Source organism: Enterococcus sp. PLH-Efm8 (assembly GCF_053011625.1).
Window position 1 is genome coordinate 1,771,241 of sequence record NZ_CP172568.1, and the last position, 22,712, is coordinate 1,793,952.

Sequence of the window (22,712 nt, forward strand, 5' to 3'; positions counted from 1 at the left end):
CCTTTATCCCCTTTCCACTAATACAACAATCAGAGAGTGCCTTTTTTTCGAAAAAACTAAAAAAAAACAAAAAATAATCATACTTTTTAGGTGGAATTTCATTCTCAAAAAAAAAAAAAACGATTAGTATCACTAATCGTTTTTGAGTATTCCTTGCAAAAGCCAAATTACTTTTATAGTTAAAATTTGATATTGATAATCATCCTTCTTTCGGTAGTGGGTAATCATTTTGATCTTTCTATTCTACTTGATGATTTTTTAGACTCTCTCTTTTTATAATCAATTAGGCCTAAACTTCCCAACAATAGAAGACCACCAAAGATAGTAATCATATTTGTATCCTCTTCACCTGTTTTGGGTAACATTTTCGCTTTTTTAGCTTGTTTCCCTACTTGTGTAGTATCCACTGGGGTGACGACTTCCACTTTACTTCCTTCTGGAAGATTCAGAATGTTGTCCGTTAGGTCAACTCCTTCTCCTTTATGAACTTCTTCTGGCATGATTTGTTCTGGTTCGATTGTTGGAATTGGCTTGATTTCTACCCAATCTACTTTATCTTTGACTGTTACTGGTACCTTAACCGTTGTACTTGATCCATCTGGGAAGGTGACTTTCACTTCTCCTGTACGTTCACCTACTTGTGTAGTGTCCACTGGGGTGACGACTTCCACTTTACTTCCTTCTGGAAGATTCAGAATGTTGTCCGTTAGGTCAACTCCTTCTCCTTTATGAACTTCTTCTGGCATGATTTGTTCTGGTTCGATTGTTGGAATTGGCTTGATTTCTACCCAATCTACTTTATCTTTGACTGTTACTGGTACCTTAACCGTTGTACTTGATCCATCTGGGAAGGTGACTTTCACTTCTCCTGTATGTTCACCTACTTGTGTAGTGTCCACTGGGGTGACGACTTCCACTTTACTTCCTTCTGGAAGATTCAGAATGTTGTCCGTTAGGTCAACTCCTTCTCCTTTATGAACTTCTTCTGGCATGATTTGTTCTGGTTCGATTGTTGGAATTGGCTTGATTTCTACCCAATCTACTTTATCTTTGACTGTTACTGGTACCTTAACCGTTGTACTTGATCCATCTGGGAAGGTGACTTTCACTTCTCCTGTATGTTCACCTACTTGTGTAGTGTCCACTGGGGTGACGACTTCCACTTTACTTCCTTCTGGAAGATTCAGAATGTTGTCCGTTAGGTCAACTCCTTCTCCTTTATGAACTTCTTCTGGCATGATTTGTTCTGGTTCGATTGTTGGAATTGGCTTGATTTCTACCCAATCTACTTTATCTTTGACTGTTACTGGTACCTTAACCGTTGTACTTGATCCATCTGGGAAGGTGACTTTCACTTCTCCTGTATGTTCACCTACTTGTGTAGTGTCCACTGGGGTGACGACTTCCACTTTACTTCCTTCTGGAAGATTCAGAATGTTGTCCGTTAGGTCAACTCCTTCTCCTTTATGAACTTCTTCTGGCATGATTTGTTCTGGTTCGATTGTTGGAATTGGCTTGATTTCTACCCAATCTACTTTATCTTTGACTGTTACTGGTACCTTAACCGTTGTACTTGATCCATCTGGGAAGGTGACTTTCACTTCTCCTGTATGTTCACCTACTTGTGTAGTGTCCACTGGGGTGACGACTTCCACTTTACTTCCTTCTGGAAGATTCAGAATGTTGTCCGTTAGGTCAACTCCTTCTCCTTTATGAACTTCTTCTGGCATGATTTGTTCTGGTTCGATTGTTGGAATTGGCTTGATTTCTACCCAATCTACTTTATCTTTGACTGTTACTGGTACCTTAACCGTTGTACTTGATCCATCTGGGAAGGTGACTTTCACTTCTCCTGTATGTTCACCTACTTGTGTAGTGTCCACTGGGGTGACGACTTCCACTTTACTTCCTTCTGGAAGATTCAGAATGTTGTCCGTTAGGTCAACTCCTTCTCCTTTATGAACTTCTTCTGGCATGATTTGTTCTGGTTCGATTGTTGGAATTGGCTTGATTTCTACCCAATCTACTTTATCTTTGACTGTTACTGGTACCTTAACCGTTGTACTTGATCCATCTGGGAAGGTGACTTTCACTTCTCCTGTATGTTCACCTACTTGTGTAGTGTCCACTGGGGTGACGACTTCCACTTTACTTCCTTCTGGAAGATTCAGAATGTTGTCCGTTAGGTCAACTCCTTCTCCTTTATGAACTTCTTCTGGCATGATTTGTTCTGGTTCGATTGTTGGAATTGGCTTGATTTCTACCCAATCTACTTTATCTTTGACTGTTACTGGTACCTTAACCGTTGTACTTGATCCATCTGGGAAGGTGACTTTCACTTCTCCTGTATGTTCACCTACTTGTGTAGTGTCCACTGGGGTGACGACTTCCACTTTACTTCCTTCTGGAAGATTCAGAATGTTGTCCGTTAGGTCAACTCCTTCTCCTTTATGAACTTCTTCTGGCATGATTTGTTCTGGTTCGATTGTTGGAATTGGCTTGATTTCTACCCAATCTACTTTATCTTTGACTGTTACTGGTACCTTAACCGTTGTACTTGATCCATCTGGGAAGGTGACTTTCACTTCTCCTGTATGTTCACCTACTTGTGTAGTGTCCACTGGGGTGACGACTTCCACTTTACTTCCTTCTGGAAGATTCAGAATGTTGTCCGTTAGGTCAACTCCTTCTCCTTTATGAACTTCTTCTGGCATGATTTGTTCTGGTTCGATTGTTGGAATTGGTTTGATTTCTACCCAATCTACTTTATCTTTGACTGTTACTGGTACCTTAACCGTTGTACTTGATCCATCTGGGTACGTAACTTCTATCGTTCCTTCATACTCACCTGGCTGGGTTGTATCAATGACACCTTCTGGTGTAACGTCGTTCACTTTCGTGCCTTCCGGCAACTCTTCCAAGTTAGTTACATTATCCGTCAGATCAATCGTTCCTCCGTAGTTGACTTCTTCTTTTTCTACTTCTGGAGTATATTTTTCAGCATCATTTCGATTGTCCACTACTTCCACTGGAACTTTCACTGTATCTTTTGTTCCATCTGGATACGTAACTTCTATCGTTCCTTCATACTCACCTGGCTGAGTTGTATCAATGACACCTTCTGGTGTAACGTCGTTCACTTTCGTGCCTTCCGGCAACTCTTCCAAGTTAGTTACATTATCCGTCAGATCAATTGTTTCTCCATAGTTGACTTCTTCTTTTTCTATTTCTGGAGTATATTTTTCAGCATCATTTCGATTGTCCACTACTTCCACTGGAACTTTCACTGTATCTTTTGTTCCATCTGGATACGTAACTTCTATCGTTCCTTCATACTCACCTGGCTGAGTTGTATCAATGACACCTTCTGGTGTAACGTCGTTCACTTTCGTGCCTTCCGGCAACTCTTCCAAGTTAGTTACATTATCCGTCAGATCAATTGTTTCTCCATAGTTGACTTCTTCTTTTTCTATTTCTGGAGTATATTTTTCAGCATCATTTCGATTGTCCACTACTTCCACTGGAACTTTCACTGTATCTTTTGTTCCATCTGGATACGTAACTTCTATCGTTCCTTCATACTCACCTGGCTGAGTTTTATCAATGACACCTTCTGGTGTAACGTCGTTCACTTTCGTGCCTTCCGGCAACTCTTCCAGATTAGTTACATTATCCGTCAGATCAATTGTTTCTCCATAGTTGACTTCTTCTTTTTCTATTTCTGGAGTATATTTTTCAGCATCATTTCGATTGTCCACTACTTCCACTGGAACTTTCACTGTATCTTTTGTTCCATCTGGATACGCAACTTCTATCGTTCCTTCATACTCACCTGGCTGAGTTGTATCAATGACACCTTCTGGTGTAACGTCGTTCACTTTCGTGCCTTCCGGCAACTCTTCCAAGTTAGTTACATTATCCGTCAGATCAATTGTTTCTCCATAGTTGACTTCTTCTTTTTCTATTTCTGGAGTATATTTTTCAGCATCATTTCGATTGTCCACTACTTCCACTGGAACTTTCACTGTATCTTTTGTTCCATCTGGATACGTAACTTCTATCGTTCCTTCATACTCACCTGGCTGGGTTGTATCAATGACACCTTCTGGTGTAACATCGTTCACTTTCGTGCCTTCCGGCAACTCTTCCAGATTAGTTACATTATCCGTCAGATCAATTGTTTCTCCATAGTTGACTTCTTCTTTTTCTATTTCTGGAGTATATTTTTCAGCATCATTTCGATTGTCCACTACTTCCACTGGAACTTTCACTGTATCTTTTGTTCCATCTGGATACGTAACTTCTATCGTTCCTTCATACTCACCTGGCTGAGTTTTATCAATGACACCTTCTGGTGTAACGTCGTTCACTTTCGTGCCTTCCGGCAACTCTTCCAGATTAGTTACATTATCCGTCAAATCAATCGTTTCTCCATAGTTGACTTCTTCTTTTTCTACTTCTGGTTCATAAAATTCAGCATCACTAGAAAGTTTCTTATAATACAAATTAATGATATTTCCATCTTTTTGTGTGATTATTAAACTTTCAGGATCGGCAGTCACAAACTCATAATTACTAATTTCGTATGTTTCCCCCATATCCATTCCATTAATTTCTTGACCAAACGTAGAAACTAAGTAGGTTGATTCACGTAACTTCAATAATTGTTCTGTATCCTTGGTTGAATAATCATAGAAATTAATGGTAGTAGGGAATAAATTAATGTAACTTGAAGCAAGTGAGTTTCTTACTATTCTCTCTTGATCATTTTTTTTATCTGTAAACCATGTTTTAATTTCTGCTGATATCAATTGATCTTCATCTTCAATTAGAGATTTAGGCATAACAGGAATATCAATAAAGTTTGCACCAACAAATGGTGAAGAACTCAAAGTATTCATAAAGCTCTCAACAGCATTAACGTAGTAAACTCCATTTCCATACTGACCAGCTTTATCCTTGTTGACTTCAATTTTTATTTTATTATCTACAAACATATTCTTTTTCAACATGACAGGTGCATTTGATCCACCGTCATGATGGTTGATACTATTTTCTCTGTATACTTGCCAAATCGTAATATAATCATCATCTGAAACTAAATTTAATATTTGTGGATCAATCTCAATATTAAATGAAACAGGTCGACCTAAATCAAGTGCCGTTCCATATAAAAGGTTATTCATGATCGTATTCTGAACTCTAATCAGACTTTTATCAGTTCCTTCGAGAATACTACTGAACTGACCATCGCTTCCCATTTGCTTTCCTTCATAAGTGGTAGTAATTGTATGGACAGATGGTGAGTTTAACCAATTTGAATTATTTTCATCTGGCTCCTCTTGTGAAAGATCAACAATAGTATTCTTATTTAAACTTTCTTTAGCAATAGTTGCAACACCAGAACTTGATTGACCTTGTAAACGAAGTTGAACACCAAACTTATCCCTTCCAAGCTCTTGCTGTAACTCTGCGACATCTTTCGATAATTTTATATAGATATTCGCTTCATATCTTTCAGCCTCGAGAGGAACAGATGGAAATACCCCCCAGTTTCCAGATAGCGCGCCTCGACTCTTAGGATTCGTGCCCGGAATACGTATGAAAAATTTATCTAATAACACACGATAGATTCCGCCAGTTTTTTGATCTACTTGTGCATAAGCATCACTTACACCTGTCGGAGTTCCAAAAGTATTTACATTGCTCAATGTATTAGTATCTACTTTTTCAAAATATCGTTGGTACCCAACTTGTGCACCGATGTTTACGGTATTTTTTATGTTAATTTCTTCAATATATTTCGTAAGCTCTGGATCCACACGAAGATAAATCCAATCAATTGAAGCAGGCGTTGCTGCAGCTCTGTAAGCCATTTTCAAATGTAATTGAGTGGGATCATCAGTTTTTACACCCACATAAGTAATTCCAGTCTGAGTAATCAAACTTCCAGAAATGTTAGAATTGTCTGGTAGTGCCCAATCTTCTAAAAAGTTTTCTCCAGTTTGAACATCAAGACTCCTAACACTTCTACGTAAAGTTCTTGATGCTGATGATGAATTATTTTCCTCTAATAAAGAAATACTATCTTTTTTGATCGTTTTTTGTGGAGTAACATTTTCTATAGCAGTATCTTCTAAATTAACTAAGTCCCTTGTTGTATTAGATAAAACTGTCGTATCTTTATCTACTTGTGAAGTATTGCTTTTTATACTTTCTTCTGTAACTCTTGTCATCTGATTCTCAACTAAAGCAGCATCATCGCTATCTTCATGAGGATGTACTTCTAATTGTTGAATAGCATCATTATCAGTCAAGACTTCCTTTTGAATAATACTCTCTGGCTGAACTTCAATACTATCTTCAGATAAATTTGTATTTTCTTGATTGTTAGTAGTTTCACCAAATGAATTTTCTGATTCAGAAATGGTTGCTTTCGAAGCTAGTTCTAGATCTTTATTTATAGCACTATCTTCCGACACATCAATATTTTGTTTTTCTTCTGAATTACTTTCTTTTAGAATAGAATTATTCAAAGTAGATTGGATTTCAGTTGATTGATTTATCTCTGTTGTTTCACTAGCAAAAGAAACTGTAGGACAAGAAATTAATCCTATTCCTAAAAACATTGCACCGATAATGAAAGAAGCCGCTCCACCTCCTCCTTTTTTCTTTTTAATTGCGTACTTAAACTTCTTCTCGCTTCTTTGATAAAACATACTTTATCCTCCTAACATAAAAAGTTATCAAAAAGAAATCCTAAAAACGAACGTTCATTTTATAAGAAAGGTTAGAATAGATTCCCTTTCTCAATTTATATGTTAAATTAAATTTATAATATTTTCAATATGAACGTTCACTTTTTATTAGTCACAAAAGATCTATTTCTTTTGTATTCATTTAACCTTTTTTCTCGTTGATAATAATAAAGGGAAGGATTTAATTTATAATCAAATGAGAATGATACTCAAATAAAGGAGGAATCTTAGTAGAGATTATTATGAGTAAAAACGAATTTTTTTAATATAAATTCACTTAATAAGTCAAATAAGACTGCCAATAAAATGATGTTCCTCAAGTAAAAAACAGCTAAAACTCTTTCTAAAGTGGCTGACTATTAACCATATAGTGGGGAAAAGATAAATAAAAACAAACAAGTGATTATATACTCAACAATCAGTTTAACCATTGCATCCATTCTAAAAGATGTTGATCGCCATTATCAAATAAAGAAATTTTTTCAACTTTGAAAAAAGGTTCATAAACTCGACATTTCTTATTAAAAACTTAACTCATAGTATTCTTCCTAAAATAAACATGATAATAATATCAATATACAACGATCTTATAGAGGTTATTAGCAGTATAGATTGCATAAGTTTCTTTTCACGTTTTCTTTTTCTTTTCCTTCAAAGAAAAAGAACAGATCTTTCTTATTAAAAAATTTGTTTTGAATAAAATGGATAGGATGACTTCATTTTAGTAAAAGCTGAAAATAAAGAATCTAGAAAGTCTATTCTTAGAAAATTTAGTTCTTTATTGTATAAATAACTATGGCGAATTAAAAGATATAATCAATATCAAAAATCAAAATCAAAGAATGTGCCCAATCAAGGGAGAAGCAAAAGCGTCTTTCCTTGATTCGTTGCAATGAGGTTTTTACGGGGTTCAGTCTATCTTTATTACCAGAATATATTTACCTTTCTAAATTGATCAGTGACGTCTTTTTAGTAACCCATAAAACTGGAAATACTAATTTTTGACGTTATTCTTACTAACAAATGAATATAACATGAGCTTTAATGATTTCAATATTTTTCATCTCACACAATTTTCTTAATATCTGACCAATACCTACTCTTAACTTTCCATAAATCACTTTTCGTCGATACTTTGGGTAAAGAAAATATGACATCTCGTATGTGCTACACTTTTATCGTCGGTAAACATTAGAAACTCCTTTCGATCTGATATGCGGTTAGTAGCCATTATTAGTATATCGAAAGGAGTTTTTTATCGCTAAAGCTATTTCGTCCACGCACAGAAATGCGTGTTTTTTTGTTTCGTACGCTACGCTAACGAGACTAACTAAAGTTAATAACTAAAAGAGTATTAAGTATACTTACAACAGTTAGTATACTTAATACTCTTTATTAATTTGTTTTACATGACTTTTCATCAAATAAGGAAACTACAAATATAATTTCTTCAAATACCACTCAATCTAATTACAGTTAGTCTACTAGTCGCTCATCATTCATACCAAAATATTGATGCAATGGTTTTTGTTTTCCTGACAATAGTTGATCGATCGTCACAAATTCGTACCCTTTATTTTTTAACATGGAGATCATATTTGGTATGGCTTTAACTGATTCAGGATGGATATCGTGGATTAAGATGATTGCACCATTATAAACATTCTGTTTGACAACATTATTGATTGCTCTAGGATTTTTTGATTTCCAATCCTGTGAGTCAATATCCCATTGAATAATTGGCATGCCAATTGTTTCAGCACTTTTTTTGTCAATAGCGCCATAAGGGGGACGGATATTGCGAGGCAAGACGCCTGTAGCCTTGAAAATTGCTTTATTAGCTTTATTTATTTCACTTTGTAATTCATCTGTCGAAAGTGTATTCAATTGTGGATGAGAATACGAGTGACATGCTACCTCATGACCCTCGTCGTGGACTTGTTTTGCAACATCTGGATTTTGATCCACCATCTGTCCTAACATGAAAAAAGTAGCTTTCACGTTATCTGTTTTTAGTATATTCAACAAATCAAGTGTTGAGCTATTATTTGGACCATCATCAAAAGTAAGAGCGACGTACTTTTTATTTTCATCTAATGCAGGTAATGTATCTTTTATACTTTCTTGCGAAACCAGATCTGTATCAATGAATGGCGCAATATCTTTGTATTTTAGAGTGACTTTAGAAGTTCCAGTTGAATTTTTTGGTAAGACGATAGTCAATTCATCAGGTGTATAAGTCATTTTACTATCATAAGAAATTCTATCCATTGTTAATACAGCATCAATGATTTTTTCAGGTTCTTTGGCTTGATCAAGTATGGATTGCTGAATCACCTGTTGAATACCTAAGAGACTTCCTTCATCTGGAAACAAATCCTTATTTGTGATTTCTTTGCCAGTTTTTTTGAAAATATAGATATCTTTCTCAGAAATACTATCTGGCTTTTTGAAATTTTCCTTACTGCGATCCCAGATAAAACTATCTGCTTCAATTCTATATTGATTAACTTTAGAAGATATTGCTGTTGCTTTTATTCTGGCAACTGTGAGCACTTCTTTTTCACGATGCTTTTTTTGTTGCTTTTGAGCAAGCTCGTCTAAGAGCTGGTTTGCATTTTTGAAAGGAACAGTATTTTCATCAACTGGACGGTAAACAAGGCACTTATTTTCTCCGTCATTTATAGTATCTATTTTCGTTGAAATTCCACTTTGGTCTTGCTCTTCTTGGATTGAAGCCATGAGATTTTTTGCAGCAGTTTCATATTTGGCTTGAGCTTCTGCTTCTTGCTGTTTTAATGTATAAACAATATAGCCGCCAGTAACGACAATTACTAGAATAAGTGCGGTAAACAATGCGAATATATACTTGCTATAATTAGATTTTTTCTTCGGTATTTTTGGTTGTTTGTTTTCGTTTCCGGTTTGGGGCTTTACAGCTTCATTCAATTGATTTGTATTTTCACAGCTATCAGGTTCTTGTTTGTGACGTTGGCTACGACGTGCATAGGTATTTTTGTCAGACATATGACTTTATCCCTCCATTTATCATCATAAAGTAAAATAAAACAGCGCAATTATAATGAAAACGAATTCATAGATAATTTTTAAGGAAAGTTTTTTCTATTATTCTTTTACTTTCGGCGTAGTAATTATCGCTAATTCCTCACCACTTTAGATATTGTGGCTACTTAATTTTCAACTCAGTTTTGATAACATTAGAATCACTAGTTTTGATTTTAGTTTTTGAAATTGTACCATTCGATAGATTAATTAGTATGGTTGTAGTCTTTGAAATACCAATAATGGTCTAGGATTAAAAATATAAACTATTATCCAATCTTGTTCTATTTGATTAAACATACTATTTTAATACTTTAATTATTAGTAATTAGCTAAACAGAATCACTTGCTTTGATAGTGTAGCCAGTTTCTCTTTATTTAAATTATTCACTATTAGGCGAAAGGATGTTATTTCAGAATTTCTATTCGAAGAAACTTCTTTTTTTGTTTTTTGTGCATTTGATTATGCATCTTATTACTTTGTTAAGTTCCCTTTAACAATCTATCAAAGAAGACTATTTATTAATTCTCTAAAGAATTCACCATAGTAGTAACACTTAATACGAGAAACTAAAATACTGTAAATAACATATTTGTACTTACACCAATTTAAAATATTTTTTCTACGTATTGCTTCCTCCTCTCTATTTTTCAATCATTTAAAAATCACAATTAATAGTACAAAAACCCGTGGTGCTAGTTAATTTTTTCCTAGAGGAAAATGTCTAAACATGTTGGTAAATCAACAAAAAAAGGCTCTATAATTTATGGGACTGATGAATCAGAATTGATTCTTCAGCCCCATTTTCATTTTAGGTATTAAAAAACATATCGTTCTCTAGTATGATTAAATCACCACAAAATAAACAACTGAGAGGACGATACGCTATATGAATGATTCTATCAAAAAAATGCTGAGAATAACAGAGAAAGATTTGATGATTACAGAGGTCTCTTACGAGACCCTTCAGAAGAAAAAGACGTTGGTCGTCGATGCTGTTCTCTCGCCTACTCCTCGTGCTTGTAGAAGTTGTGGTTCTACTGTGGTAGATGGAAACGGGAAAGCAATTATAGTGAAAAATGGAAAAAAGGAAACGATTGTCCGTTTTGAACAATACAATCATATGCCTTTGGTTATGCGCCTAAAAAAGCAACGCTATACCTGTAAAAACTGTCGCACCCATTGGACGGCTCAAAGTTATTTTGTCCAACCCAGACATTCAATCGCAAATCATGTTAGATATAAAATTGCTTCTTTACTGACTGAAAAAGTATCTTTATCTTTTATTGCGAAAAGCTGTCAGGTATCTTTGACCACCGTTATTCGTACATTGAAAGAGTTTAAAAGCTATTTACCAAAGCAATCTAAGAAGATCCTCCCCAGAGTATTGATGGTTGACGAATTTCGTTCGCATGCTTCCATAGAAGATAAGATGAGCTTTATTTGCGCGGATGGCGAAACAGGAAAATTAATAGATGTTTTGCCTACGCGTAAATTACCTCGATTAACAAGCTATTTCTTAGGTTGTACCAATCCAGAAGAAGTAGAATTCTTGGTGACAGACATGAACGCCGCCTACTTCCAGCTCACCAAACGTGTTCTGCCAAATGCGAAAGTCGTGATTGATCGGTTTCATATTGTCAAACACATGAATCAAGCGTTCAATGAGTTGCGTATCCGTGAAATGAATGAACTTCGTAAAGCCGGACAGAAAAGCCAGGCAGAAAAACTGAAAAAGAACTGGCGCTTTTTGCTAAAAAATCGTGCAAACATCAACCATTATGAATACAAAACATGGAAAAGTTTCCGAGCACCAAAATACCCATTTCTTACTGAAGCAATGATGATTGATCGATTGCTTGAGTTTTCTCCGCCCCTAAAGGAGGCGTATCCCTTTTTTCATGAATTAGTTGAAGCCTTTCGAGACAAAGACCCTGACTTATTTTTCTCCTTATTGGCAGAACTTCCCGAAACGTTAGATGACAGCTTTCGGGAAAAGCTTCAAAACCTTCTGACCTATGAAGAAGGCATCACCAACGCAATGATCTATCCTTATTCCAATGGAAAAATAGAAGCGAAGAATACCCACATAAAGACAATGAAACGAGTATCCTACGGATTTAAATCATTTGAGAACATGAGAATTAGAATCTTTTTGATCAATCAATTAATCAATGTAAGATAACAAAAAATCTGAGCCAGAATGTGGTTCATTCTGACTCAGATTTGATTTTGCACAACTCATCAGTCCTTATTGACAAAGAGCCCAAAAAAACGCATATAGTAGTCTCAAAACTCCCAAGAAATGAGGACTACATATGCGTTCATCAAAATATACTGAACATTATACAGATACTTTTATAACATTCAAGGAAATTATGAGAACTGTTTCTAACATATACCACAATTGTGTACCAGATAAGATTAAAAACCGAAGAAATACTGATCAACTGAAGCAACGCGATACAGTGATTATTGCTTGTGTTATATGGGGCATAATTAATGGCTATACTAGCCAAAGAGCCACGTATAGAGCGGTTTGTTCCGTCTTATTTCCTAATGGTGACTTTCCTAGTAGGAGTCGATTCACTCGCTTAAGTTCAAACTTAGCTTACACTATCAAGATTATTCGATACTTTTTCATCAAGAAGCTCACCAAAGGTGAACTAGTCGGAATTATAGATAGTTTTCCTAGTCCATTATGTAAACCAGTTAGAAATAGACAAGCAAAACTATTGAATCAAATAGCCAAAGTTGGCTATAACTCAACAAAAAAATCTTATTTTTATGGTCTTAAAATTCATATGATCGTTACTAAGACTGGCTTTCCGATTACTTACTCAATCACGAATCCAGGTGTCCATGACGTGAAAGTGTTAGAGACTTTATCGGAAGAAGCGAATCTTCCCAATATCCTAGGGGACAAAGGATATATTAGCCATAAAATCCATGAAAAGCTTGCCCTTAAGGGCATTACTATATCCGTTCCGCCACGTAAAAACATGGATAAATCAGAAAAACTAGACCACAGCTTACTTGGAAAACAAAGAAAAACAGTTGAGACTGTTTTTTCTTCCTTAGAAAAATTAGGTTGTCAAAATTTCAACTCACGTTCTGTTAAAGGGCTAGAGAGTAGATTTGAAAGCATATTACTGGCTTACAGTGTTCTATTAAGTCGAGCACAACGACGTTTTGAAGGAACTTTGAGATATTCTTTAGGATATTAAAATTAACTAGCACCACGGGTGTACAAAAACTTTTATTAACAGATACAATAAAATATTATCATCAATTTTAGCATTGTAAAATAATTAATTATAAATAATAGCATTACAATTTTGTAATATTTTTTCGAATATGTTAATTCCTATACATAATAAAGAGCAGATCAAATCCTAATAAAAGAAAATTAATCTGCTCTACTGTTACAACTAATTAATCAAACTATTATATCGTTTTGCTAAACGTCTACTTCTTCCAGTATTGACCTTGATAAAACAACAATCCCGGTCTTGTTTTAACACTCTACGAACTGTATCAACACTAACATGTAAAGTTGCAGCAATATCAGCTAATGTACTCCCATTTAATCTCATTTGCTTTGCAAATCGATAACGCCGATAAGCATCAATATTCTTGGAATCCATAGACAATAATACTTTTCTTACCATGTATTTTCTCCAAAGATTGGATTTTAATGGGCCATCATTTCTTGAGCAATCTCATGCTCAGATAATGAAGCTGGATAGAAAGTAGGCCAATTATGCATTTCATTATAAAGTTTTTCTTGACTTTCTCCACCAAAGAAAATATGGAAATGCTCTGCCTTACTTGGTGCAATTCCATGATCACTAAATTGAATATATTTAAAACGACCAGCACCTGCATCATCAGTTTCAAAATTAAAACGAACACCACGGTTTCCTTTTTCATAATTCAAAATTTTGTATCCAACATATTTGTATGTGTATTGATGATGTTCACCGTTGACTACAAAATCAATGGTGTTGTCTTTAATGTTGATAGTATCAATATCTGTCTTATAGCCAGTAGTATAATAATCTTTGTACTCGGCAGCTGTCATGTCTTTATTGAGTTTTGCTTTGTAATCGAAAACTTCATCCAAAATTCCATCTTTTAACAACGGATAAACAGATTGCCATTCGCCTGTATAATCACTCAATTCGCGATCCTTCACATCGGCATCTTTAAAGTACCCATTAGCAACTGTCTTTTCATCCTTCGCTTCTTTTTCTGGAACTACCTCTTCACCAGCAACCATAGTTGTTTTCTCTAACGCTTTTAGATTGTCTTCCATTACTGAAACATAATCTTCACCATTATCCATTTGTTCTTTTGTAAGACTTTCAAGAGGATTCAATACTTCCAATTTTATCCCAGCTTCATTGGCCAAAGTTTTTGCGATTTTATCATTAGCATTCTTTTCAAAATAAATATAATTGATCTTATTTTTTTTAACATACTCTTTTAATTCAGCTAATCGACCAGAAGATGGCTCTTCTTCAGGACTTAGTCCAGCAATAGGAACTTGTATCAATCCATAATCCAAAGCTAAATATCCAAAGGCTGCATGTTGTGTCACAAAACTTTTTTGTTTCGCTTCTTTAAGACTAGTGGTATAGTCAGCATCCAACCGTTTCAGTTTAGTCAAATACTTTTCAGCATTTGTCTCAAATACTTTTGCTTTTTTCGGATACAATTTAACTAACTGATCCTTGATATTTGAAACTTCCTTAATTGCCATTTTGGGTGAAACCCACGTATGAGGATCTAGTTCATGATGGTGATCTTCTTCTCCGTGATCATGATCTTCTTCTTCACTACCTGGCAATAAAATCATGTCTTTTGTTCCTTCTACTACATTAGGCCCAGCTTTCTTCCAACTTTCTTTAGCTTTTGGTACCCATGATTCCATGTTTTCGTTATGATATACAAAAACATCAGCATCATGAGCTTTTGCCATATCCTTAGCTGAGGGCTCATAGTCATGAGGTTCTGATCCCGCTGGAACCATTAAATCCACGTTCGCTTCATCGCCGACGATGTTTTTGGTGAAATCATACATTGGATAGAATGTTGTTACAATTTCTAATTTTCCATCTTTATCATTCGATACTTTTGCATCATTAGTGCTGGAGCAAGCTCCCAATAATCCTAGAGCTGCTATCCCAACAAGTCCTACACTGATTTTCTTCATTCTTTTTCCTTCCTTAATTATGCTAATTTCTTCATTTTATTTCGTTTATGTTCTTTGATAATTTTTAATGCCCTTTTTCTAGTTTTAATATTCGGGCTTTTAAGTCGTCGATATGCACTAGATATATCCGTTTTCTCCATTAGAAATTACCCCCAATCACTACTTATCATTATTTGCTTTCCGCCAGTAATTTATCAAAACTCTGTTTGATCCTTTCTTCATCCAACATTTTTCCGATTAGAATAATAGTGGTTTGGTCTTTTTGTCGAGTGGTGTATTGAAAATTAACCTGTTCGTTTACCTCTTGCATGGCAACTATAAAATCCTGCTCTTGTAAAGCAATCAATCCTTTAAAACGATACAGGCTCCCTTGGTTGGTTAAAATCAGCCAGTCAATCCATTGGAGTAAAAAATCTTTTTTTATGTCTTGATCTGAAGTTAAGAGAATTGATTTAAACTCATGTACTTGATGGTGTTGATGATAGTATTTGCCATTATAGTGATTTTCTGATGAATCACTTTCAAAAACTAAGGGATGATTAAATTTTTTCAAATTATAAAAATCCTTTTTTTGAATCGTTTCACTATGTGTGAACATTCGAATATCGGATAAAGGGTTAATACTTTTGATTTCTCTCTGTAATTTTTTTAGTGCAGATAAATTCAAGTTTTGTTTTCTAGACACAAAAATGCGATCTGCCATGACAAGTTGCTTAAGGGCTTGTGGTTCTCTTTCAATAAGTTCAAAACTGTCACTATCAATAACAGTCAATAAACTATCGATATATACTCTTCCTCTTAGTTGAGGCGCTGTTAAAAGTGTTTGAATGATTGGTTGGGGATCTGCTATACCTGTAGTTTCAATGATGATTTGTGAAATTGGTTGTTGATGTTCTTCTATTGTTTCCAGTAAAGAAATCAATATTGCTAATAAATCACTGCGAAGACTGCAACACATACATCCATTATTTAGTTGTAACACCCGTTCCTCGCTATGAACTAATAATTTGTGATCAATCCCAACTTCACCAAACTCATTTTCAATTATAATAATTTCTTCCCTGGGGTAGGGTGAGACTTGCAAGGCTTGATTGATTAGCGTTGTTTTTCCAGCCCCTAAAAACCCAGAAACGATTGTAACTGGTATGCCCATTTTGTCACCTTTTTACCACTTAGCTATTTCACTTCTTTAAAAATTGCCCGTCTGCGCAATTTTGGCGAATACTTTTTTAATTCTAACCGTTCAGGGTTATTCCGTTTATTTTTGCTGGTGAGATACAGACGTTCTCCAGTTTCGACACATTCCAAAATAATATTTTGACGCATAAATCTTCCTCCTTCAATACTTATCGATCTTCAAGATATGCTTGAATTTGTTGTGCATCTTCAAAAGTTAACTCGCCAGATTCCAATTGTGAAACTAAATTTTCTTTCATATCAACAGGTATCTCCCAATAACCATCGATACATTGAAATAACTCCTCGTCATACTCTTCAAAAATTGGATAGATTCTTAAAAAATCATCAAATGATAAGCCTTGGTCCTCATAGTAATCTTTGACTAATCCATTTTCAATTGCCTGTTGGGTCGGTAAACCCGTTTCAGTAATAATTCCTCTCTCTACCATCGAACGATAAAAAGTGCATTTATCTAGCGATTGCTGGGTCGTTTCAAGATAATACTTTAATCCTTCTTCAACTAAAGGTGGGTAAATAATTTCCATTTTGGTTCCCTCCTAAAAGTTATATATTAAACTATTTTGAAGCTCCTTTAATTACTTTCTTTCCATTATAGTACCCTTTTAAAGATACATGATGGCTACGTCTATAATCACCATTCGCTTCGTCAAATGAAATTTCTGGTTTTACTACAGTTTGATGAGTTCTTCTTAACCGTTTCTTCGCCTTAGATGTTTTTCTTGCTGGTACTGCCATGATATTTCCTCCTCTTACCAACTTGCTTTTTTTACTCCAGGAATCAAACCTTGATGGGCAAGCTCTCTAAACTTAATACGGGACATACCAAACTTCCGCATATACCCTCTTGGACGGCCATCCGTCTGATCACGAAGCCTCAGACGATTTGGATTTGAATCTCTTGGCAATTTAGCAAGGTCGGTGTGATCTCCTACGGCTTTTAATTCTTGACGTTTGTCTGCATATTTTTCAATCATTGCCATTTGTTTCTTTGCTTTAGCAATTTTAGACTTTTTTGCCATATACATTTATACTCCTTCTGTTTTGATTTAGACGTCACAAATCGTAAACGTTACGTTTTGACATTGACACTTTACCAACAAAAATTTCTCTTGTCAACAATAAATAACATGAAATAAAAATCATATGAATAGATATCCATTTGAAAATGATTTTATCGATACATAGAGATAATCAGATTAATTAAAAGAACTTGTAGTTTAAGTGCAAAAAATAATGGTTCATTTTTATTAGTCCATTAAAACATAAATACCGTTTTAAGTAGCTTTTCTCTACTTAAAACGGCATTATGAAAGAAACTATAGTTTTATTCAATCTTTTATGTTTAACTCGTTTATTAATGATTTTGTAAGATTGTGACCAATTCTTATATTATAAGAAATAAACATTAAGTAACTAATTTGAAAAAGAATTGTAGCTGTATTCCAAAAATTTATAGGCTAATTATAAGCCTATCCTATCATCTCGATAGAACTTATCTTTTTTAGATAGATTGTTCAGACAAACAAAGCTATCTTAATTTGATGAAGTACATCCTTTTGAAAATAACTTAGTTCATTTTCTATTATCTTTCAGTAAGTGGCACGTAGTACCTAGTCTATATGAGAAAATTCGCCTTATATGATATTTTTAATTCTATAAATTTTTAAACATTAATGTCTATTATTAAACTCATTGCTTAAACCTAAACTAATGAGCAGCAACAGAATAGCTGATTAAAAAAGTAATCCTATAAGAAGTAATATACTCATCTAAATCATTCGCCTTTTCTAAAATAATCCAAGAAAGATTTAAAAAAATTATATCCAGCTATTAGGATAAGTCCTATCATAATTACTCCAATAGTCATTTTCTTATCCTTTCTAAATAAAAAGTCTTTTATATAAAGCTCTTTTTGTAATTGTCAATAAAGTCTTTCCCTCTATTTGTCAATTGACACCCTATGTTTAAATAACCTTCATATCTAAGTTTAGCCAACATCTCACTTACAGATGCTGGAGTAATGCTTAGAATTTTTGCTAAATCTTTATTTTTTAACTTTTTTTCTTTTCGTCAATTCCTGAATTGCTAATAAATAAATCAGTATAGTAGTTGGTTTAATTTTTACCATACTCTTTTTCCTCCAATTTATTTTGAAAGACCTTCAGCAATTTTATCCAGGTTCCATTTCATCATCGCGTAGTAACTATCACCATCTTGTCCTTTCTCTGCAATTGAATCAGTAAAAATCGTTGAATAGATAGGAATATTGGTATCTTTCGATACTGTTTTCATCGGTCTATCGTCCACACTGCTTTCTACAAATAAGGAAGGAACTTTTGTTGTGCGTAGTCTTTCAACTAAGTGTTTAATTTGATCTGGCGTTCCTTCTTCTTCAGTGTTGATTTCCCAAATGTAAGCAGAAGGCACATTATACGCTTTCGAGAAATACTTAAAGCATCCTTCACTTGTAACAATCATTTTTTTATCATTCGGAATTGAAGCAAATTTAGATTTTGCTTCTTTGTCTAGTGTATTCAATTTTTCAATATACTTATCTAGATTTTCTTTATAGATTTTTTTATTATCAGGATCTTTTTCCGCTAAATGTTTTTCAATGTTTTTAGCGTAAATAATACCGTTTTCTAAATTTAACCAAGCATGAGGATCTTCCTTCCCTTTCTCACTCTGACCCTCTAAGTAAATAACATCTATGCCATCACTTGCTGCAAAATAGTCTTTGTTTTCCTCTTTGTTCGCATTTTTAACTAATTTTGTAAACCAAGCATTTCCTCCAGTTTCCAAGTTAACACCATTATAAAAAATCAAGTCTGCTTTTGAAGTTTTTTGAACATCTTCAGGCAAAGGTTCATATTCATGGGGATCTTTCCCAATAGGTACAATACTGTGTAAATCAATTTTATCCTTTGCTATATTTTCAGTAATATCTGCTAAAATCGAATTAGTAACTACTACTTTTAATTTTTCGTTCGAAGCCACTTTATCTTTACTATTTGTTGAACACGCTCCTAATATAAAAAGAGCAATCAAAATCCCCAGACTTCCCACTACTACTTTCCATTTTCTCATCATAACGATCTCTCCTTCTTTCTTAAAAATTTTTGTTTTGGTGAGATTAGAAAACTAATTACAAATAAGGATGCCGCTGTTAAAACAATACTTGATCCTGCGGCTATGTTAAAATTATAACCAATAAACAATCCAAGCAATGATGAGCTTGCCCCGACTGCTGCAGAAATAAATATCATAGTTTTCAAGCTATTTGCATATAAATATGCTGTAGCTGCTGGCGTGATTAACATTGCAACAATTAATATAGTCCCCACACTTTGCATAGCTGTTACTGCTACTAAAGTTAATAGAACCATCAGTAGATAATGATAAAAATTGACGTTCATCCCCATTGCTTTTGCCATTAATGGATCAAAAGAAGTAATTAATAATTCTTTAAAAAATAGAACTACTATAACCAACACTAAAACAGAAACGCCAATCGTAATCCACTTATCAATATCTTGTACAGCTAAAATGTTTCCAAATAAGATATGAAATAAATCCGTTGAGCTATTTGCAACTCCTATAAGGATAACTCCTAGCGCTAAAAAAGAACTGAAAGTAATACCAATTGCTGTATCTCCTTTTATTACACTATTGCTTTTTATAAAAGTAATAATGATAGAAGCTAATAGACCAAATACAATAGCACCAATAAAAAAATTAATACCTAAAATATAAGAAATTGCTACTCCTGGCAAAACAGCATGAGAAATAGCATCGCCCATAAGAGACATTCCTCTTAAAATAATAAAACAACCTACTGTTCCAGAAACAATCCCTATAACTACAGATGTAATTAGAGCATTCTGTAAAAAGTGAAAGTCATACAGACCATTAATAAAATTTTGAAGCATGTTATTCCCTCTCTCCAATAAATATAGTATCTCCATAGGCTTTTTTTAAATTCTCTTCATTAAATACAGATTCTACACTTCCGTGAGCAATTACATTTCGATTCAAAAGAATAATATTATCAAAATACTTCTTTACCTTGCTTAAATCATGATGCACAATTAGCACTGTTTTTCCCTGATTTTTCAATTCTTTTAACGTATCCATAATTATTCGTTCACTAATTAAGTCTATCCCTACAAATGGTTCATCTAAAAATATGAAATCCGCATTTTGAGCAAGACATCTTGCTAAAAGTACACGTTGAAATTGTCCTCCAGATAATTCTCCTATTTGATGATTAGAATATTTTCCCATATCGACCTTTTCCAAAGCCTTTGAAACTCTTTGCCATTCTGCATTTTTAATTCTTTGAAAAACTTTCATTCCGGCATACGTTCCCATAGATACACATTCTTTTACTTTTATTGGAAAAGTAAAATCAATATCAGCTTTTTGCTCTACATATGCAATCTTTACCAGTTTTTTATTGATATCTTCATTATTAATGGAGACCTCTCCCTGATGAGGGATAATATTTAACATTGCTTTAAGTAATGTAGATTTTCCAGCACCATTTGGACCAATAATACCTGTTAGAGCACCTTCTTGTATTTTTAAAGAAATCTCGTTCAATGCTAAAAAATCGTTATAACAAACATTAAGCTTTTTCACTTCTAACATAACTTTCTCCTTCTAAATGATAATGATTATCACGATTATATGGTATACAGAAAATATATTTTAGTCAAGCCTAAATTTTAAAATTTGGATTTTTTTCTGTTGCTGAAGATTAGGATGACAAAACTATTTGAAACGTAAGCGCCCCATAGAACAGTACCTGTACGTCAAATAACCCGACCTATAGAATAGAATCGGGAATGTTTGGCGTTTTTAGTTACGAGAAAAATGTTGTTGTACATCCTTGTTCCAAGGCAACAGTTGATCTAAAGTTTCTGCTGAAAGTACGGGAAGATTTGGTATCTTATCAAATAGAAACTCTAGATACTTTACAGGATTCAATCCGTTAAGTTCTGCTGTTTTATATACACTCAGAATGATTCCTGAAGTTCGTGCTCCTTCAAGACTTGTGGAATGCAACCAATTTTTCCGTCCTATCACCAGCTCTTTGATATTTCGCTCCGCACGATTATTTGTGAGTTCTAAACGACCATCTTCAAAAATAGGTTCAAAACCACTTCGTAGTTTACACGCATATTGAACGGCTGCATCCAACTTGGATTTTGCAACAGGATCTATCGTTGCCATCCACTCATAAAAAGCAATAAATAATGGACGCAGTTCTTGTTGCCGACAGCTTAATCGCTTCTCAGGAGAAAAGTCTTTCCATTTCTTTTCTAGGACAAACCATTTATCCAATTGTTTGACTGCTTGAGCTGCGGGAATATCCGTGTTTTTCTTTCCTTTTGGAATTGCTTCGAAAAATTTCCGCCGAACATGCGCGAAACAATAGACAAGTCGTACACTTTCCACGGCATTATACCCGCTATAGCCGTCACAGTGTAAATACCCTGTAAACTCCTTGAGAAAAGTTTTCGGAACATCTCCAGCACGACTTTCGTCGTGGTGATAATAAACGATGGGATGCTGACTGTCTTTTCCTGTACAAAACTGCCAGTAATAGGTATCTGTTTTGGCACTTTCAATCACACGATAACTTGTTTCATCCCCGTGTAGAATCTCTTCTTGATTAAGATAGACTCTTAATCGTTCTCCTAAAGGGTCTAACGCGTTTTGCACTGCTTTAATATGCCAATTGGTGATATTATCTCTCGAAATATCCAACCCATGTGTTTGTTTCCAATAGTTCTCTTGCCGATAGGCAGGAACTTTCTGACCAAATTTCATCCGGATCGTTTCCGCCACTAAACTATTGGAACCTAAGCTATTAGAAATCAAAGGTTTAGGAACGATCGCTTTTTTAAAAGAAGAAAGTCCTTCTTTTTCGCAGCTTTTACAACAATAGGTATGTTGATAATGGGTGAGACAATCCAACATAGCCTGATGGAAACGAATTTCTTCTCGTACTTTTGTCCGTCCGATATCTTTCATCTGTGAACCGCAATGTTCACAAAATTGTTCTTCCAAAGGAAGGAGATGTTCTTTCTCTGTTATAGGTAAGTGTTTGATTTTGTCTGCTTTCGTTCCTACAACTCGTTGATGTCCTTTTACTGGAATAATGGTGGCAGCTGCTTCTGGAACACTTACAGAAATTTCTTCATCACTAAAAAGATTCAATTGCCCATTCGTTTCCTCAAAGAGAGTCTCTTTAGAGCGTCCAAATAATTTGTTGGTTAAATAATTGACCTTTTCATTCAATAGTTGGATTTCAGTTGTAAGATTCTGAATGGTTTGTTGTTGTGCTTGATTGGTTTTATGGGCTTCTTGAAGCAACTGAAGCAACGTATCTGTAGTTTCCAAAATTTTTCACCACCTTGAATCGAACTGATTTTGTTACAGAATACCACAAGAAACGCACAAGAAA

General features: G+C 34.5%; 15 protein-coding genes and 3 pseudogenes. 2 read left to right on the forward strand and 16 right to left on the reverse strand.

What is annotated here, in order from left to right; all coding sequences use genetic code 11:
• Positions 1-224 precede the first annotated feature (224 nt).
• The 3 genes and pseudogenes from ACIFUW_RS08895 to ACIFUW_RS08905 form a co-directional block, all read right to left on the reverse strand.
• A pseudogene (locus tag ACIFUW_RS08895) lies at positions 225-4,484 on the reverse strand (Rib/alpha-like domain-containing protein); the annotation flags it as partial.
• 3,246 nt (positions 4,485-7,730) lie between these two features.
• A pseudogene (locus ACIFUW_RS08900) lies at positions 7,731-7,950 on the reverse strand (transposase); the annotation flags it as partial.
• A 284-nt stretch (positions 7,951-8,234) separates the two neighbouring features.
• Complete coding sequence (locus tag ACIFUW_RS08905; RefSeq protein ID WP_169040334.1) at positions 8,235-9,785, reverse strand: polysaccharide deacetylase family protein; 1,551 nt, start codon at positions 9,783-9,785, stop codon at positions 8,235-8,237.
• A 926-nt stretch (positions 9,786-10,711) separates the two neighbouring features.
• On the opposite strand from ACIFUW_RS08905, the gene ACIFUW_RS08910 reads away from it, so the two are divergent.
• The gene (locus tag ACIFUW_RS08910) at positions 10,712-12,007 is read left to right on the forward strand and encodes an ISL3-like element ISEfa11 family transposase (RefSeq protein ID WP_002297218.1); all 1,296 of its coding nucleotides are present in this window, start codon (positions 10,712-10,714) and stop codon (positions 12,005-12,007) included.
• Between the two features lie 133 nt (positions 12,008-12,140).
• On the forward strand, positions 12,141-13,049 hold the full coding sequence (locus ACIFUW_RS08915; RefSeq protein ID WP_002295743.1) for an IS982-like element ISEfm1 family transposase: 909 nt from the start codon (positions 12,141-12,143) through the stop codon (positions 13,047-13,049).
• Between the two features lie 204 nt (positions 13,050-13,253).
• On the opposite strand, the gene ACIFUW_RS08920 is transcribed toward ACIFUW_RS08915, so the two are convergent.
• The 13 genes and pseudogenes from ACIFUW_RS08920 to tnpC all read right to left on the reverse strand — a co-directional run bounded on the left by ACIFUW_RS08920 (position 13,254) and on the right by tnpC (position 22,648).
• Positions 13,254-13,493 (reverse strand): helix-turn-helix domain-containing protein, encoded by a 240-nt coding sequence (locus ACIFUW_RS08920; protein ID WP_060814977.1) that lies wholly within the window; start codon positions 13,491-13,493, stop codon positions 13,254-13,256.
• 23 nt (positions 13,494-13,516) lie between these two features.
• Positions 13,517-15,040 (reverse strand): zinc ABC transporter substrate-binding protein AdcA, encoded by a 1,524-nt coding sequence (locus ACIFUW_RS08925; protein WP_060814978.1) that lies wholly within the window; start codon positions 15,038-15,040, stop codon positions 13,517-13,519.
• 17 nt (positions 15,041-15,057) lie between these two features.
• Complete coding sequence (locus tag ACIFUW_RS08930; RefSeq protein ID WP_002322279.1) at positions 15,058-15,180, reverse strand: putative metal homeostasis protein; 123 nt, start codon at positions 15,178-15,180, stop codon at positions 15,058-15,060.
• A gap of 29 nt (positions 15,181-15,209) precedes the next feature.
• A complete protein-coding gene (locus tag ACIFUW_RS08935) occupies positions 15,210-16,193 on the reverse strand; it encodes a CobW family GTP-binding protein (RefSeq protein ID WP_002304819.1) in 984 nt (327 codons plus the stop codon).
• A 23-nt stretch (positions 16,194-16,216) separates the two neighbouring features.
• Positions 16,217-16,366 carry a 50S ribosomal protein L33 gene (rpmG, locus tag ACIFUW_RS08940; RefSeq protein ID WP_002297320.1) on the reverse strand — a complete coding sequence of 50 codons (150 nt, stop codon included), beginning with the start codon at positions 16,364-16,366 and terminating at the stop codon, positions 16,217-16,219.
• 20 nt (positions 16,367-16,386) lie between these two features.
• Positions 16,387-16,764 (reverse strand): hypothetical protein, encoded by a 378-nt coding sequence (locus ACIFUW_RS08945; protein ID WP_002297319.1) that lies wholly within the window; start codon positions 16,762-16,764, stop codon positions 16,387-16,389.
• A gap of 31 nt (positions 16,765-16,795) precedes the next feature.
• The gene (gene rpmF, locus ACIFUW_RS08950) at positions 16,796-16,975 is read right to left on the reverse strand and encodes a 50S ribosomal protein L32 (protein WP_002297318.1); all 180 of its coding nucleotides are present in this window, start codon (positions 16,973-16,975) and stop codon (positions 16,796-16,798) included.
• Positions 16,976-16,989: 14 nt separating this feature from the next.
• On the reverse strand, positions 16,990-17,259 hold the full coding sequence (gene rpsN / locus ACIFUW_RS08955) for a 30S ribosomal protein S14 (RefSeq protein ID WP_127341857.1): 270 nt from the start codon (positions 17,257-17,259) through the stop codon (positions 16,990-16,992).
• Between the two features lie 877 nt (positions 17,260-18,136).
• Positions 18,137-18,368 (reverse strand): annotated as a pseudogene (locus ACIFUW_RS08960) (metal-dependent transcriptional regulator).
• A gap of 17 nt (positions 18,369-18,385) precedes the next feature.
• On the reverse strand, positions 18,386-19,330 hold the full coding sequence (locus tag ACIFUW_RS08965) for a metal ABC transporter substrate-binding protein (RefSeq protein WP_060814981.1): 945 nt from the start codon (positions 19,328-19,330) through the stop codon (positions 18,386-18,388).
• The gene (locus tag ACIFUW_RS08970; RefSeq protein ID WP_010710542.1) at positions 19,327-20,169 is read right to left on the reverse strand and encodes a metal ABC transporter permease; all 843 of its coding nucleotides are present in this window, start codon (positions 20,167-20,169) and stop codon (positions 19,327-19,329) included. The genes ACIFUW_RS08965 and ACIFUW_RS08970 overlap by 4 nt, the downstream gene beginning before the upstream one ends.
• Position 20,170: 1 nt before the next feature.
• Positions 20,171-20,890: a metal ABC transporter ATP-binding protein gene (locus tag ACIFUW_RS08975; protein ID WP_002406972.1), complete on the reverse strand. Its 720-nt coding sequence runs from the start codon at positions 20,888-20,890 to the stop codon at positions 20,171-20,173.
• A gap of 210 nt (positions 20,891-21,100) precedes the next feature.
• Entirely contained in the window at positions 21,101-22,648 is a 1,548-nt protein-coding gene (tnpC, locus tag ACIFUW_RS08980; RefSeq protein ID WP_002296127.1) for an IS66 family transposase, read from the reverse strand.
• Between the last annotated feature and the right edge of the window lie 64 nt (positions 22,649-22,712).